We start from the raw sequence: 14,706 nt of genomic DNA on the forward strand, positions 1-14,706 counted from the left end.
GGAATTCAGACCCGGCGCATCACGGTGACGACCTTGCCGAGGATCGCCGCATCGTCGCCGGGGATGGGTTCGAACAGAGGGTTGTGGGGCATGAGCCACACGTGGCCGTCCTTGCGCTTGAAGGTCTTGACGGTGGCCTCTCCGTCGATCATCGCGGCCACGATGTCACCGTTGTCGGCGACATTCTGCTGACGCACCACCACCCAGTCGCCGTCGCAGATCGCGGCGTCGATCATCGATTCGCCCACCACCCGCAGGAGGAACAGGGAACCGTCTCCGACCAACTCGCGAGGTAGCGGGAACACATCCTCGACGGCTTCCTCGGCCAGGATGGGACCACCGGCCGCGATCCGGCCCAGCACCGGAACGAACGTGGGCGTGGGAAGGTCGCCGATCGCGGCCTCATTCGGCGTGGTGGGATCGGTCGCGTCCTGCACGTTCACCGCGCGCGGGCGGTTGTGGTCGCGCTTGAGCAAGCCCTTGCGCTCGAGGGTACGAAGCTGATGCGCCACCGATGACGTGGAGGTGAGGCCGACGGCGTCGCCGATCTCCCGAATGCTCGGCGGGTAGCCGCGTTCGCGCACCGACTTGCGGATGACCTCGAGTACACCGCGCTGACGTGCGGTCAGTTCGGCTTCGACGGTCACCGAATCCTCGTGGTGTTCGGCCGACCCGGCGGTGGTCTTGTGCGCGGTCCCGGCGGTGTTCTTGTGCGCCGACCCGGCGGTGGCCTTCGCCGACGACGCGGGGCCCTTCTTCTGCGCCGCCCCGGACTTCTTCTTCGGCGGCGCCTCGGTGCGCCGGGTTGTGTCGCTCATCGGATGGCTTCCTTTCGCTGCTGGGTGACCACGGCTCACTGCCCGATGCCACGGTTGCGGGACGGTCGGGGAGGACGGCGGGAAAACCGCTGATCTCCGTATCGCCCGTCGCCGACAGTAGCCCAGAAGCCCGACAACTTCAAACATGTGTTCGACGTGTCGCGAGACTTTGTCGGTCCCCCGTGATACTAATCGAACATCCGTTCATCGAACGCGTGATCGAGCAATTGGAGGACACCATGGCGACCGACATCCTTACCCTTCGTCCCGGTACCGGCACGGGTACCGGCACTTCCCGGCAGACCGATCCCGGACGAGTCCACGCGTTGCCGCGAGGTGCACGCTGCTCGCGCGACGACCGGCGTGGGCGGCCGTATCGCGCGCCCGCCGGGCGCCCCACCGCTGTCGACCGGATGGGTCCGACTCCCCGGGGCACCCGCTGCAGTGGGGAAGCCGCCGTCACGGTGTATCGCCGGCGCCGTGCCGCTGCGCTCGCGGTGCTGGTCGGGGCGGGTCTTGCCGTCGCCGTGTGGGTCATCGGCATCGTGGGCGCCGACTACCAGCGGTCGGTAATGCCCGCACCGGTGTCGACCGAGGTGATCCACGTGCGGGCGGGGGATTCGCTCAGCACCATCGCCGGGCGGGTCGCTCCCGGCATGCCGGAGCAGGCCGTCATCGACGAGATCGTCGACCTCAACGATCTGCCGTCGAGCGGGTTGCGGGTGGGTCAGCCGCTGCTCGCCCCCACCTACCGGTGACCCGGCCACTGTCACCCCAGACCACCGTCACCCCAGCCCGGCGTGATCCCGGACCGTCTGATCCCGGACCGCCTGATCACGGAACGGTATCCTCGAGGGCACAGGGTCCTGTCGGAAACCGACACGGCGACGGCTCGCTGCTCGCGTTCGTCGCTGGTGCGTCCCGCGATGTGCCCGAGGACGAGATGCGCTGCCCGTTTTGCCGCAACGAAGACACGAAGGTGATCGATTCCCGGGTCGCCGACGAAGGTCAGGCCATTCGTCGGCGACGCGCCTGCAGCGCGTGCGGACGACGATTTTCCACCGTGGAGAGCATGGTGTTGGCGGTGGTCAAACGCAACGGGGTGACCGAGCCGTTCAGCCGGGAGAAGGTGATGCGCGGGGTTCGGCGTGCCTGTCAGGGCAGGCACGTCAACGAGGACGACCTCGCACAGCTCGCGCAGCAGGTCGAGGACGCGGTGCGCGCGTCCGGATCGGCGGAGATCCCCAGCAACGAGGTGGGGCTGGCGATCCTCGGTCCGCTCCGTGACCTCGACGAGGTCGCCTACCTGCGGTTCGCCTCGGTGTATCGCTCGTTCGACTCGCTTGAGGATTTCCAGCGGGAGATCGATGATCTGCAGGGCAACCTGACCCGGCGTCGAGAGACCACAGCCGGCGACGGCCAGTCGGTGTCAGCCGAGACGGTCCAGAGTTCGTAGCGCGCGTTTCTCGGAGATCGGGTAGGCGGTGCCGAGGCGCTGGGCGAACAGCCCGACCCGCAACTCCTCCACCATCCAGACCGCCTGCTCGTTGACCGCATCGCGGCGCGGCTCCGGAACCTGCGCGAGTCGTTGATTCCAGCGCTCGACCACCCGGTCCACCGACGCCAGCGCCGCGCGGTCGCGGTCGGCCGAGCCGGGCAACTGTTCCAGCCGGTACCGCGCGGCCTGCAGGTAGCGGGGCAGGTGCGTCAGGTGCTCGCGCGGCGTGGCCACCACGAAACCGTCGAAAATCAACTGCGCCAGTTGATCTGCCACGTCGTCGGCGGCCACACTGCCCGCGTGCCGGTCGATCTGTGCCCGCAACGGGGCTACCTGTGCCAGCGCGGCCACCGCCAGGCCGAAGTAGTCCGGCGCCGCCGACCGAACCTCCGGGCTCACGGTGCGGACGATCTCGGCGAACGCCACCGGGTCGCGCACGTCTCCCAGGTCGGCGGTCCGTGGCGCGATGTCGCGGATGGCCCGCCGGGTGCAGTCGAGGTACAGGCCGTCGGGGTCGTGATACGGGTTCTGGCTCAACGCGAGCCGGTCCGCTGGGTCGAGGGTGGCGCTGATCTTACGGCTCAGCGGGGCGATGGCGTGATCGAGAAGTACCGTGACCGCCGCGGACATTTGCGCGGCGCGGGCATGTGCCGACGCCGCGGTGGTCGGCGAGACGGCCCGCCGGACGTCGGCGCCGTCGACCACCGCCAACGAGGGATAACGCGTGAGGTGTTGTCCGGCAACGGGTTCGGTGACCGCGTCGGCGAGGGTCCCGATGCCGTCGGCGGTCCAGGAGGTGTAGACCGGTCGACGTGTCGGCGCCGGCGCGTCTCCGGAGAGGCGGGTCACCAGGTCGGGCAGCGACGTCCCGGTGGCGATGATGTCCCCGCCATGATTGTCCCCGCCATAATTGTCACCGTCGGGCCGGGTGACGGCGAAGTGCATGCGCAGGTGGGTGGGCAGGTTTTCCGGGGCGAAGTCGTCGGGCCGCACCGTATGACCGGTGATCGCCGACAGTTCGCGGGCCAGACCGACGATGATCGGCTCTTTGCGCGGGGTGAGACGTTGCAACGCCAGGTCGGCGAACCGCTGCGCGGGTGCCATCGTCTTGCGGATCTGTTTGGGCAGCGTCTTCACCAGCTCGGCGGCCAACTCGTTGCGCATTCCCGGTACCAGCCAGTCGAATCCGGCGGACCGTACATGCGTCAGCAGGGCACGCGGGATCACCGTGGTCACCCCGTCGTCCGGGGCGCCGGGCTCGAACCGGTAGCGCAACTCCAGACGGGTGTCGCCCTGCTGCCACGCTCCCGGGTAGTCGCTGTCGGACACGGTGACGTCGGCGGCGACATCCTCGCGACGCAGATCCAACAGGTGCGGATTCTGCTTGCGCGCGGTGCGCCACCAGGTGTCGAAGTGGCGCGCGGACGTGGCCTCCGCCGCCACCCTGCGGTCGTAGAAGTCGAAGAGTTGATCCTCGGTGATCACCACGTCACGGCGGCGGGCGCGATGTTCGACGTCGGCGGCGTCGGCCAGCAACGCACGATTGCGCCCGAAGAAGTCGTGATCGGTGCGCCAGTCACCCTCGACCAGCGCATGCCGGATGAAGATCTCTCGTGCCGCCACCGCGTCGACCGGTCCGTAGTTCACGCGACGACGCGCCACCAGCGGGACGCCGTAGAGGGTGACGCGTTCATAGGCCATCGCCGCACCGCGTTTGGCCGACCAATGCGGTTCGGAGTAGGTGCGTTTCACGAGATCGCCGGCCAGGCGTTCGGCCCAGAGTGGGTCGATGCCCGCCACGGTGTGGGCGAACAACCTTGAGGTCTCGAGGATCTCGGCGGCCATCAGGAACGGCGGTGGCTTCTTGGAGACCGGCGAACCGGGAAAGATCACCAGCGTGGTGTTGCGGGCACCGGTGTATTCGCGACCCTCGGCGTTACGGGCGGCGATGTTGCTCAGCAGCCCGGCCAGAACGGAACGGTGGATCGCGTCGGCGTCGCGTTCGGTGGCGGTCGTCGACCAGTCGAGGTCGGCGACGATCCGCTCGAGTTGCCGGTGCAGATCCTGCCACTCGCGGATGCGCAGGTAATGCAGATACTCGCGTTCGCACATTCGGCGGAACTGGTTGCCCGACAAGTTGTCTCGTTGTTCACGCAGGTACTCCCAGAGCGCCAGATGGCTCAGGAAGTCCGAGCCGGGCACCACGAAGCGGCGGTGTGCGGTGTCGGCGGCCTCGCGATGCTCGGCGGGCCGCTCACGGACGTCGGGCAGTGAGAGGGCGGCGGCGATCACCAGCACGTGATCGAGACATCCCTGCTCGTGGGCCGCGATGAGCATGCGCGCGATCCGCGGATCCACCGGGATGCGGGACATGGTGCGGCCCACCGGTGTCAGCCGTGGGTCGCTGCTGGTGCGGTCGGTGGCGGTGATGGCGCCGAGTTCGGTGAGCACCGACAGTCCGTCGCGGATGGCACGTGCGTCGGGTGGCTGGACGAACGGGAACTCGGCGATGTCACCGAGCCGCAGTGAGGCCATCTGCAGGATCACCGCGGCAAGATCGGTGCGCAGGATCTCCGGGTCGGTGAATGCCGGTCGGGAGTCGAAATCCTCTTCGCTGTAGAGCCGGATGCACACGCCGGGCGCGACGCGTCCGCAACGGCCTGCGCGCTGACGGGCGCTGGCCTGCGAGATCTTCTCCACCGGAAGCCGGTGCACCTTGGTGCGTGCCGAATACCGCGAGATGCGCGCGGTGCCGGTGTCGATCACGTACCGGATTCCCGGGACCGTCAGCGATGTTTCGGCGACGTTGGTGGACAACACGATCCGGTTTCCCCGCGACGGGGTGAACACCTTCTGCTGTTCGGCGATGGAGAGCCGGGCGTAGAGCGGCACCACCTCGGCACCCGCGGTCACGCGGCGGCGCAACGCGTCGGCGGTCTCGCGGATGTCACGTTCGGTCGGCAGGAACACCAGGATGTCGCCGCCGGAATGGGAGGCGCCCCACAGTTCGCCGATAGCGGCGTCGATGCTCTGGATCTGATCGAGGTCGGCGTGTTCACCACCACCGCGTTCGTCGCCGGTGTCGGGTCCGTCGCGCAACGCGGGTGGCCGGTAGACGACGTCGACCGGATAGGTGCGCCCCGACACCTCCAGGATCGGCACCTCACGGGTCCGCGTCGCGTTCGCCCCGATGTCACTGAAATGCCGGGCGAATCGCTCGGGTTCGATGGTTGCCGAGGTGATGATGAGTTTCAGGTCGGGCCTGCGCGGCAGCAGCCGGTGGAGGTATCCGAGGATGAAATCGATGTTGAGGCTGCGTTCGTGCGCCTCGTCGACGATGAGGGTGTCGTAGGCGCGCAACATCGGGTCGGTGGCGATCTCACGCAGCAGGATCCCGTCGGTCATCACCTTGACCAGGGTGTCGGCGCCGGAGCGGTCGGAGAATCGCACCGAATAGCCGATGGCGTCGCCGATCCGGGTGCGGGTCTCGTCGGCGATTCGGCGGGCCACCGAACTCGCCGCGATGCGTCGGGGTTGGGTGTGGCCGATTGCCCCGCGGATGCCGCGGCCGAGTTCGAGGCAGATCTTGGGCAACTGCGTCGTCTTTCCCGATCCCGTCTCGCCGGCCACCACCACCACCTGATGGTCGGCAATGGCTGCGGCGATCTCGTCGCGGGCCGCCGACACCGGCAGTTCCGGCGGGAAGTCGAGGACCGGAACGGTCGCGCGCCGACGCGCCAGACGCCGCTGCGCCGCATCGATGTCCCGGGCTGCGGCGGCGAGCGCCTCGTCGGAGGGGGAGCGTCCGAGCTTGTCGAGGCGGCGACGTAACCGATGTTCGTCGGCGATGCTCACCTGCGCCAGGCCGGTACGCAGGGACCTCGTGTCGATCCCGGTCGATGTCTCCGCGGTGCCGCTGTGCACGGGATGAGGCAGGGACGGGTCGGGGGAGACGGACATGATGACATCCAGGATAGGTCGGCCCGTTCGGACACGTGACGGGCGAGTGCGGGTGGACACTCGTCGGATGAAGCTCTACGCGGACATTCCCGTCCAGAGGTTCCGTCAGATCGTCGCCGACATCGCGGCCGTGTGCTGGATCGCGTTCTCGGTCTACATCGGCGTCACGCTGCACCGGTTGGTGATGGATCTGGCGACACCGGGCAGAAAACTCGCCGACGCCGGCAGACACCTCCACGACGGACTGACGTCGGCGGGACAGAAGGTGGCCGACGTCCCGCTGATCCCCGACGGGGTCCGCAAGCCGTTCGATTCCGCCGGTGGTGCCGGCACGGCGCTGCAGGAGGCGGGTACCGCGCAGGCGTCGGCGGTGGCGCACCTGGCGATGTTCGCCGGGGTGGCGGCGGCGGTCGTGCCGATCATGTTGATGCTCGCGCTGTGGTTGCCCCCTCGCGTGCGGTTCGCCCGCCGGGCAGGTTCGGCACGGCGGCTGATCGGTGCTGCGCCGAACCTGGACCTGTTCGCCCTGCGGGCGTTGACCCATCAACCCCTGCGTGCACTCGCGCGCATCGACGACGATCTGATCGGTCGATGGCGCGACCGCGATGACGAGGTGGTCTACGAACTGGCGGTGCTCGAGTTGCGGTCCTGCGGCGTGCGGCCACCCCCGCGGGAGGGGTAGCCGACGTCATCGGGCGCCGGTTGGGCATCATTGACCACATGGCAGGTTCTCTGTGGCACGGATTCGCCGACATGGGCTCGGTCGGCGCGAGCGGCCCGTTCGTGGTCAGTAGGGGTGAGGGCGCCCGCATCTGGGATGTCGAGGGCAACGAATACCTCGATGCGACGGCGGGACTGTGGTTCACCAACATCGGGCACGGACGTACCGAGGTCGCCGAAGCCGTCGCCGACCAGCTCGGACGTCTCGCCCACTACTCCGGGTTCGGTGACGTCACCGCGGATGTGACCGACGCACTGGCCGACCGTCTCGGCGCGATGGCGCCGGTGCCCGGTTCCAAGGTCTTCTTCACCTCCGGCGGTAGCGACTCGGTGGACACCGCCGCCAAACTCGCCCGCCGCTATTGGCATGAACTCGGGCGGACCGACAAGAACATCATCGTCGGCCGCACCAAGGCGTATCACGGGATGCATGTGGCCGGGACCTCGCTGGCCGGTATCCCGGCCAATCATGACGGCTACGGCACCCTGATGCCCGACGCCCAGACCGTCGAGTGGGACGACGCCAAGAGCTTGCTCGGCCTCATCGAGCGGGTGGGCGCCGACAAGATCGCCGCGTTCTTCTGCGAACCGATCATCGGTGCCGGCGGGATTTATCTGCCCCCGGAAGGCTATCTGCGCGAAGTGCGTCAAATCTGTCGCGACCACGACGTGCTGTTCGTGGCCGATGAGGTGGTCACCGGATTCGGCCGCATCGGCGGGCAGAGCTGGTTCGCCTCGTCGCGGTTCGGCCTCGAACCCGACATGATGACCACCGCAAAGGGTTTGACGTCGGGTTACGTGCCGATGGGTGCGGTGTTCGTCGCCCCGCGCGTGGCCGAGCCCTTCTTCGCCGGGGGTGTCTGGTGGCGGCACGGCTACACCTACGGCGGTCACGCCGGCGCCGCGGCCGCCGCGATGGCCAACCTCGACATCATCGAGCGTGAGCATCTCCTCGACGAGGCGACCCGCCTCGAGGGCGACCTGGCCACGCACTTCGCGCCCCTGGCCGACCTCGACGCGGTCACCGAGGTGCGCACCGGACTCGGCGCGGTCACCGCCGTGCAACTCACGGATGCACCGACCGCGATGGCGGCGGTCGGCACGCTGCGCAAGCACGGGGTCAGTACCCGCGCGGCCGGGCAGGGCGCGCTGCAGATCTCGCCGTCGTTCGTGATGACCACCGACGAGGTGGCGCAGATGGCGCAGCGGTTCGCCGCCGCACTGAGCTGACCGCTCATACGCAAACGCGCACCGACTCGAAAGAACGCGCCTTGTGCAAGGCGCGCGTCCCGGAGTCGGTGCGCGTTTTGCTGAGATCTGCGCGCCGGGTCAGGCGTTGGCCAGGACCTCGGTGGTCGTGATGGCCTGGGCCACACCCTGGATGGTGGCGGCCACCTTGACCGCCTCCCAGACCTGCTCCTTGGTGAGACCGGCCTTGCGGACCACATCGGCGTGCGACGCGGTGCAGTCGTGGCACCCGTTGATGGTGGACACGGCCAGACTCCACAGCTCGAAGTCGGCCTTGTCGACGCCCGGGTTGCCGATGATGTTCATCCGCAGGCCCATGCGCACCTGGGCGTAGTCGTCGCCGAGGAAGCTCTTGGCCCGGTAGGCGACGTTGTTCATGCCCATGATCGATGCGGCACCAAGTGCTGCGTTGTACGCCTCGGCCGACAGCGTGTCGGCGGCCTCGTCGGCGATCTCGCTGAGCACCTTCGCATTGCGCGAGGCGGCGGCGGTGGCGAGGAATGTGCCCCACAACTGCTGCTCACTGAGCTCGGTCGAGCGTGCCAGCGAACTCAGATTGAGCTTGAGATCCTTGGCATACTCGGGAAGGGCTTCTTTGAGGTTGTCGATGCTCACGTCGGTACCCCTCAGACGCTCGCGCTGAGCAGTTCGCCGGCGTCGATGGTCGGGTCGCCCTTGCGCCAGTTGCAGGCGCACAGTTCGTCGGACTGCAGGGCGTCGAGCACGCGCAGCACCTCGTCGACGTTACGGCCCACCGACCCCGCGGTGACCGACACGAACTGGATCTCGTTGTTCGGGTCGACGATGAAGGTGGCGCGGTCGGCGACGCCGTCGGCGTTGAGCACACCGGTGGCCTCGGCCAGCTCACGCTTGAGGTCACTGAGCATCGGGAAGGGGAGGGTCTTGAGATCCTCGTGCTGCGCACGCCACTGGAAGTGGACGAATTCGTTGTCCACCGAGGCGCCGAGCACCTGGGCGTCACGATCGGCGAACTCCTCGTTCAGCTTGCCGAAGGCGGCGATCTCGGTGGGGCACACGAAGGTGAAGTCCTTGGGCCAGAAGAAGACGATCCGCCACTTTCCGGGATGGTCGTCGCTGGAGATCTGGGTGAAGTAGTCGTCGGGTTGCTGCGCGTCGACCTTGCTCAGGTCACCGCCGATGACGGCGGTCAGGTTGTATGCGGGGAACTGGTCTCCGATGGTCAGAAGAGCCATGGTGTGCTTCTCGCTCCTTTTGTGTCGCTGGCGTTCGTGGGTGGCGCGCGAACTACGTGTTGTGCGGTTGCCCCTTGATTCTGCCGAAGATTGGCCGAAAGCGAAACGTGATGATTAGCACTACACTGATAGGCATGTCCGATAGAAGTTATCAGCCATCGGTGGCTGGTCTGCGCGCCTTTGTCGCCCTCGCCCGCAAACGGCACTTCGGTTCTGCGGCAATCGAACTCGGAGTCAGCCAGCCCTCACTCTCGCAAGCGCTGGCCGGGTTGGAGGCCGGACTCGGCACCCAGCTCATCGAACGCACAACCCGGCGCGTCTTCGTGACCCCGGAGGGCGAGTCGCTGCTGCCGAAGGCGATAGCGGTGATCGACGCCGTCGACGAGTTCCTCGCCGCGGCAGCAGGTTCGGATGATCCGCTCGACGGCACGCTGCGCCTCGGACTGATCCCGACCGTCGCGCCGTATGTGCTCCCGACGATTCTGCGCGGGCAGGCCGGTGAGTTGCCGGCGCTGACGCTGCGTGTCGTGGAGGACCAAACCGCCCGGCTGGTGGCGCAACTACGCGAGGGCTCGCTCGACGCCGCGATGCTGGCGCTGCCCGCCGATGCGCCGGGGCTGTCCGAGATCCCGCTCTATGCCGAGGATTTCGTGCTGGCACTGCCGGCGGGGCACCCCTTGGCGGGACGCAAACGGGTGGAGCCGAGCGCGCTGGCGGAGCTGCCGCTGCTGCTGCTCGACGAGGGGCACTGTCTGCGCGATCAGGCGCTCGAGGTGTGCCGTCTGGCCGGGGTGCGCGCCGACATCGGGCACACTCGTGCCGCGTCGTTGGCCACCGCCGTGCAGTGCGTGGAGGGCGGCCTGGGTGTGACACTCATCCCGGGGACGGCGGTGGCCGCCGAGACCGCAGGAGGTGAACTGGCCACCGCGTCGTTCACCGCGCCGCGACCGGGTCGGCGCATCGGCCTGGTCTATCGCGAGTCGTCCGGACGCGACGACGCCTACCGGCGACTCGCATCGATCATCGGCAGGCTCGTCGACCAGACCGGCGCGGTGCGGGTGGAGGCGCCCGGCGTCGATCACGCCACCGTTGCGTGAACGCGGCACCGGCACCGGGTGTGGGCTGGCCCAGCCCGCCGAGTTCGGAGACATCACGATGCCGACGAGTCCGCGGTCTCGGCGCGAGCGAGTTCCTCCCACTCGTCGAGCAGGCTGGAGTCCACCTCGCGCACCATCGCGCCGACATGCTCGGTGATCTGCGCGATCTCCTCGGTCATCACCGTGTTCGGTACTCCTTGGCGCAGCACGCGATAACAGTCGGACAGGTACCGCAGTACCACTCCTTCGCTGCGCGCGAGTCCGTGCGCGGAGATGAGATCGGTGAACGTCATGGCCCGTTCGAGCATCTCGCGCAGCACCGACTTGGGTGACGGCGGAAAACCCGCCACCCACGGATGCGCCTGCCGGTACACCCCGAACGCGTAGTCGATCTCGTCGGCGAGCGGGCGCGGCCAGGTGATCTCCTCGAGCCGGGACATGCGTTCCTCGTACTCGATGCCGTCGGCCTTCATCTCCGCGATCGCGGCGTCGCGTGCCTCCTTGCGCTGTGCCATCAACACCGGGCGCGGGTCCTCGAGGGTGGATTCGAGCACCGAGATCACGTCGCGCGCATGGGTCGACGCGTCGGGGTCGAGGATCTCGAAGGCCGCCAGCGCGAACGCCGACAAGGGATTGGTCAGCGCGAAATTCTCCGGCATGTCCACGCTCAGTGCGACGTGGCGTCCCTCGGCGTCGGGTTCGTCGAGTTGGATGACGATCCCCGCATCGCGCAGATCCCGATACAGCCGGATGGTGTGCCGGATCTGGCGCAACTGCCGGTCACGCGGAAGATGGTTGTCCTCCAACAAATGCCGGGTCGCCGCAAAGCAGTCGCCGGGGCGGCCGAGAACCTCGAGGAGCATGGCGGTGGTCATCCGGAAATGCGAGCGCAGGGGCTCATCGGGCGCGTCCACCAGCTGCCGGAACGTCTGCTCGCCCCACGACACGAAACCCTCGGGGGGTTTCTTGCGCACCAGCTTGCGCAACTTCTTCGGATCGTCGCCCGCCTTGGCGACCGCGCGCGCGTTCTCCACATCGTGGTCGGGTGCCTGGGCCACCACGTAACCAACCGTGTCGAAGCCGGCGCGTCCGGCGCGCCCGGCGATCTGATGGAACTCGCGGGCCCGCAGCCGACGCACCCGGGTGCCGTCGTACTTGCTCAACCCGGCGAACAGGACGGTGCGGATCGGCACGTTGATGCCGACGCCGAGCGTGTCGGTGCCGGCGATGACCTTGAGGAGCCCCTGCTGGGCGAGGCGCTCGACCAGACGCCGATAGCGGGGCAGCATGCCGGCGTGGTGGACGCCGATCCCGGCACGCAGCAGCTTGGACAACGTGTTGCCGAAACCGGTGGAGAAGCGGAAATCGCCGATGGCCTCGGCGATCACGGCCCGTTCGGCCTTGTCGCAGATGCGTGCCGAGAGCAGCGCCTGTGCCCGCTCCACCGCCGCCGCCTGCGTGAAGTGGACGACGTAGATCGGCGCGCGACCCGCATCGATGAGCGCTTCGATGGTCTCGTGGACCGGCGTCATCGCGTAGCTGTACTCCAGGGGTACCGGCCGGTGGGTGCCGGTGATGGCGGTGGTGGAGCGACCGGTGCGTCTGCGCAGATCGTCGACGAAGAAGCTGATGTCACCCAGCGTCGCCGACATAAGCAGGAACTGGGTGTGGGGCAGTTCGATCAGCGGGACCTCCCACGCCCAGCCCCGGTCGGATTCGCCGTAGAAGTGGAACTCGTCGGACACCAGCACCCCGATGTCGCTCCCCGGACCGTCGCGCAGCGCGAGGTTCGCGACGACTTCTGCCGTCGCGCAGACGATCGGGGCGTCGGCGTTGACCGAGGCGTCACCGGTCAGCAGACCCACCTGGTCGGCCCCGAACTGGGCGCACAGGTCGAAGAACTTCTCACTCACCAGCGCCTTGATCGGCGCGGTGTAGAAGGCGCGCTTGCCGTGACAGCGGGCGAAGTAGATGGCGCCGGAGGCCACCAGCGACTTTCCCGAACCGGTCGGGGTGGCCAGGATCACGTTGCTGCCGGAGATCAGTTCGAGCAGCGAGTCTTCCTGGTGCGGGTAGAGATCGATGCCACGCGCCGACCACCACGAGGTGAACGCCTCGAACGCGCGATCGTCGTCGTCGACCGGGGTCAGCACCGACGACGACTCGGGCTCCGCGGTGGCGGGGTCACTCAGATCTGTGATGGCCAACCACCGTCGCCGGAATCGCCGGACCCGTTCCCGCCCTCACCCTCGTCGCGTGAGTGCTGGGCGAGGAAGCGTTCGAGTTCGGCGCCGAGTTCGTCACCGCTGGGCAGTGATTCGTCGGCCGCCAGCAACGAGGCGCGCTCGGCCTGCGCCGCGGCGAAGGAGTCGTACTGCGCCTCGAGCGCGGACACCACCGACTCGATCTCCGCGTTGCCGGAGACCTCCTTGTCGACCTGCTCGCGGACCGTGTCCGCGGCCTGCTCCAACGCGGTGACCGGCAGGTCGAGACCCGTGAGGCCCGACACCGTTTCCAGCAGCCGGGCAGCCGCGCCCGGATAGTCGGTCTGCGACAGATAATGCGGAACGTGCACCGACAGGCCCGCGGTACGGCGTCCGTGCTGTCCGAGCCGCAGCTCGAGCAGCATCGACGCGCTGGCCGGGAGTTTCATCGCCGATCCCCAGCGCGGCAGATCACCGAGCGAGTCCGGTTCGTTGCCGTGCGCGGTGACGGCCGCCGGCCGGGTGTGCGGTACCGCCATCGGGATCGCGTTGAGACCGATGACGTCGGTCACCGCGAAATGGTCGGCGAGTTGCTCGATCGCGGCGGTGAACTTCTCCCACCGCAGGTCGGGTTCGGAACCCGACAGCAGCAGGAACGGCCGTCCCGAGTTGTCGCGAACGGCGTGCAGCATCAGTTCGGGCATCTCGACGTCGGTGAAGGTCTCGCCACTGAAGGAGATCGTGGGCCGCCGGGAGCGGTAATCCATCAGTTCGTCGTTGTCGAAGGTCGCGACCACATCGGAGTCGAGAGTGTCGCGAAGGTTCTTCGACGCCAATGCCACGGCATGACCGGCGTCGGCGAAGCCGTCGAGCGCGTGGATCAGCACGGGTCCCGTCCCGGCGTCGTCGGCGACGCGGGGCGCCGGAAAGGCCAGTTCGTAGAGCGGGCGTTGCTGCTCGGGCTGGGAATTCATGTCGTCCCTCCTCTCTGTGACCGTCACGGCGTAGTCACTGCGGTGCCGGTCGTGCACCACCTCACATTGTCCCGCATCCCGGGTGGATGGGGCCAATCACGCTGGTCGGCGAGACTGCGGCGGCAGCCCCCGGATACGGGCAGGTGCGATGTCCGGTTGTTCAACGACAGCGCGGTGTCGCGGCATTCCCGGCTCGGCGGAGTGTCGGGGTGGCCGGGGCGGGCGCCGATGGCACAGTGAGACCGTGCCCCGATTGACCATGCCCGCCGCACTCGGACTTGTGGCCGCCTGCCTGCTGACGTCCGCCTGCACCGTCGGCGGGGCAGCCGTGGGCGGGACGTCCGATCTGGCCGCACGGTCGGTCACCGCCGCCGATTTCCCCGTTCCGGGGGCCACCCGCGTGCCGCCGAACGCGGTGGCCTATGCGCTCGGTGATCTGATCGGACGGCCCGTCGCGTCCGCCTACTCGCCGCAGAACTGCCAACCGGCGGCGGTCTCCGCCGAAGGCGCCGTGGTCTACGTCGCGACGGTGCCCGCGCAACGCTCCACCTTCTCCACCGCGGTGGCCGGCGTGGACCACGACCTCGATACCGTCACCGAACGGGCACGCCGCTGTCCTCGCGCGATGACCGGCGACCCGGCGACCGCCACCACCGAGATCCAAACCCAGGTCCGGCCGGCCCCCACCGCACTGCCCGGGGTGAAGACGGCTGCCATCCTGCGCACCGAACAGACCGGCGGCGACGCGGCGCCGCTGATGACCCGCACGCTCACGCTGATGGGTCAGCGTGGTGACGTGCGGGTGTATGCGCAGTACCGCTGGCCGTCTGCCGGGGACATCGCACCCGACGCCGCCGCTCAACTCGATGAACTGTTCACCAAGGTGCAGGCGAAGGCGTTCGGTACCTGAGGCCGAACTTGTGGATGCACCTGTGCCGGTGCACAAGGTGGCTCGCGACGTTCGATGTTTGCC

Annotated in this window: 11 protein-coding genes and 1 pseudogene; 6 read left to right on the forward strand and 6 right to left on the reverse strand. The window is 68.2% G+C overall.

Annotated elements, in window-relative coordinates:
• Positions 1-5 precede the first annotated feature (5 nt).
• Positions 6-635 (reverse strand): annotated as a pseudogene (gene lexA, locus ACWDSI_RS04260) (transcriptional repressor LexA); the annotation flags it as partial.
• A gap of 422 nt (positions 636-1,057) precedes the next feature.
• Here lexA and ACWDSI_RS04265 point away from each other — a divergent pair.
• Both ACWDSI_RS04265 and nrdR read left to right on the forward strand, forming a co-directional pair.
• Positions 1,058-1,576: a LysM peptidoglycan-binding domain-containing protein gene (locus ACWDSI_RS04265; RefSeq protein WP_449748307.1), complete on the forward strand. Its 519-nt coding sequence runs from the start codon at positions 1,058-1,060 to the stop codon at positions 1,574-1,576.
• 185 nt (positions 1,577-1,761) lie between these two features.
• The gene (gene nrdR / locus ACWDSI_RS04270) at positions 1,762-2,274 is read left to right on the forward strand and encodes a transcriptional regulator NrdR (protein ID WP_449748357.1); all 513 of its coding nucleotides are present in this window, start codon (positions 1,762-1,764) and stop codon (positions 2,272-2,274) included.
• Here the strand turns inward: nrdR and hrpA are convergent.
• The gene (hrpA, locus tag ACWDSI_RS04275; protein WP_449748306.1) at positions 2,248-6,276 is read right to left on the reverse strand and encodes an ATP-dependent RNA helicase HrpA; all 4,029 of its coding nucleotides are present in this window, start codon (positions 6,274-6,276) and stop codon (positions 2,248-2,250) included. The genes nrdR and hrpA overlap by 27 nt on opposite strands.
• Before the next feature lie 67 nt (positions 6,277-6,343).
• Between hrpA and ACWDSI_RS04280 the strand changes: the two genes are divergently transcribed.
• Both ACWDSI_RS04280 and ACWDSI_RS04285 read left to right on the forward strand, forming a co-directional pair.
• A complete protein-coding gene (locus ACWDSI_RS04280) occupies positions 6,344-6,958 on the forward strand; it encodes a hypothetical protein (RefSeq protein WP_449748305.1) in 615 nt (204 codons plus the stop codon).
• Positions 6,959-6,996: 38 nt separating this feature from the next.
• Positions 6,997-8,226: an aminotransferase family protein gene (locus tag ACWDSI_RS04285; RefSeq protein WP_449748304.1), complete on the forward strand. Its 1,230-nt coding sequence runs from the start codon at positions 6,997-6,999 to the stop codon at positions 8,224-8,226.
• A 99-nt stretch (positions 8,227-8,325) separates the two neighbouring features.
• Here ACWDSI_RS04285 and ACWDSI_RS04290 read toward each other — a convergent pair whose 3' ends face one another.
• The gene (locus ACWDSI_RS04290; protein WP_449748303.1) at positions 8,326-8,859 is read right to left on the reverse strand and encodes a carboxymuconolactone decarboxylase family protein; all 534 of its coding nucleotides are present in this window, start codon (positions 8,857-8,859) and stop codon (positions 8,326-8,328) included.
• A gap of 11 nt (positions 8,860-8,870) precedes the next feature.
• Positions 8,871-9,458 carry a peroxiredoxin gene (locus ACWDSI_RS04295; RefSeq protein ID WP_449748302.1) on the reverse strand — a complete coding sequence of 196 codons (588 nt, stop codon included), beginning with the start codon at positions 9,456-9,458 and terminating at the stop codon, positions 8,871-8,873.
• A 110-nt stretch (positions 9,459-9,568) separates the two neighbouring features.
• Between ACWDSI_RS04295 and ACWDSI_RS04300 the strand changes: the two genes are divergently transcribed.
• The gene (locus ACWDSI_RS04300) at positions 9,569-10,555 is read left to right on the forward strand and encodes a hydrogen peroxide-inducible genes activator (RefSeq protein WP_449755768.1); all 987 of its coding nucleotides are present in this window, start codon (positions 9,569-9,571) and stop codon (positions 10,553-10,555) included.
• 53 nt (positions 10,556-10,608) lie between these two features.
• Here ACWDSI_RS04300 and ACWDSI_RS04305 read toward each other — a convergent pair whose 3' ends face one another.
• On the reverse strand, positions 10,609-12,756 hold the full coding sequence (locus ACWDSI_RS04305) for a DEAD/DEAH box helicase (protein ID WP_449755873.1): 2,148 nt from the start codon (positions 12,754-12,756) through the stop codon (positions 10,609-10,611).
• A complete protein-coding gene (locus ACWDSI_RS04310) occupies positions 12,744-13,733 on the reverse strand; it encodes a proteasome assembly chaperone family protein (protein ID WP_449748300.1) in 990 nt (329 codons plus the stop codon). Before ACWDSI_RS04310 ends, ACWDSI_RS04305 begins: the two co-directional genes overlap by 13 nt.
• A 244-nt stretch (positions 13,734-13,977) precedes the next feature.
• Between ACWDSI_RS04310 and ACWDSI_RS04315 the strand changes: the two genes are divergently transcribed.
• Positions 13,978-14,643 (forward strand): hypothetical protein, encoded by a 666-nt coding sequence (locus tag ACWDSI_RS04315; RefSeq protein ID WP_449755769.1) that lies wholly within the window; start codon positions 13,978-13,980, stop codon positions 14,641-14,643.
• Positions 14,644-14,706 lie beyond the last annotated feature (63 nt).

The sequence above is a fragment of the Gordonia sp. NPDC003429 genome (genome assembly GCF_053588575.1).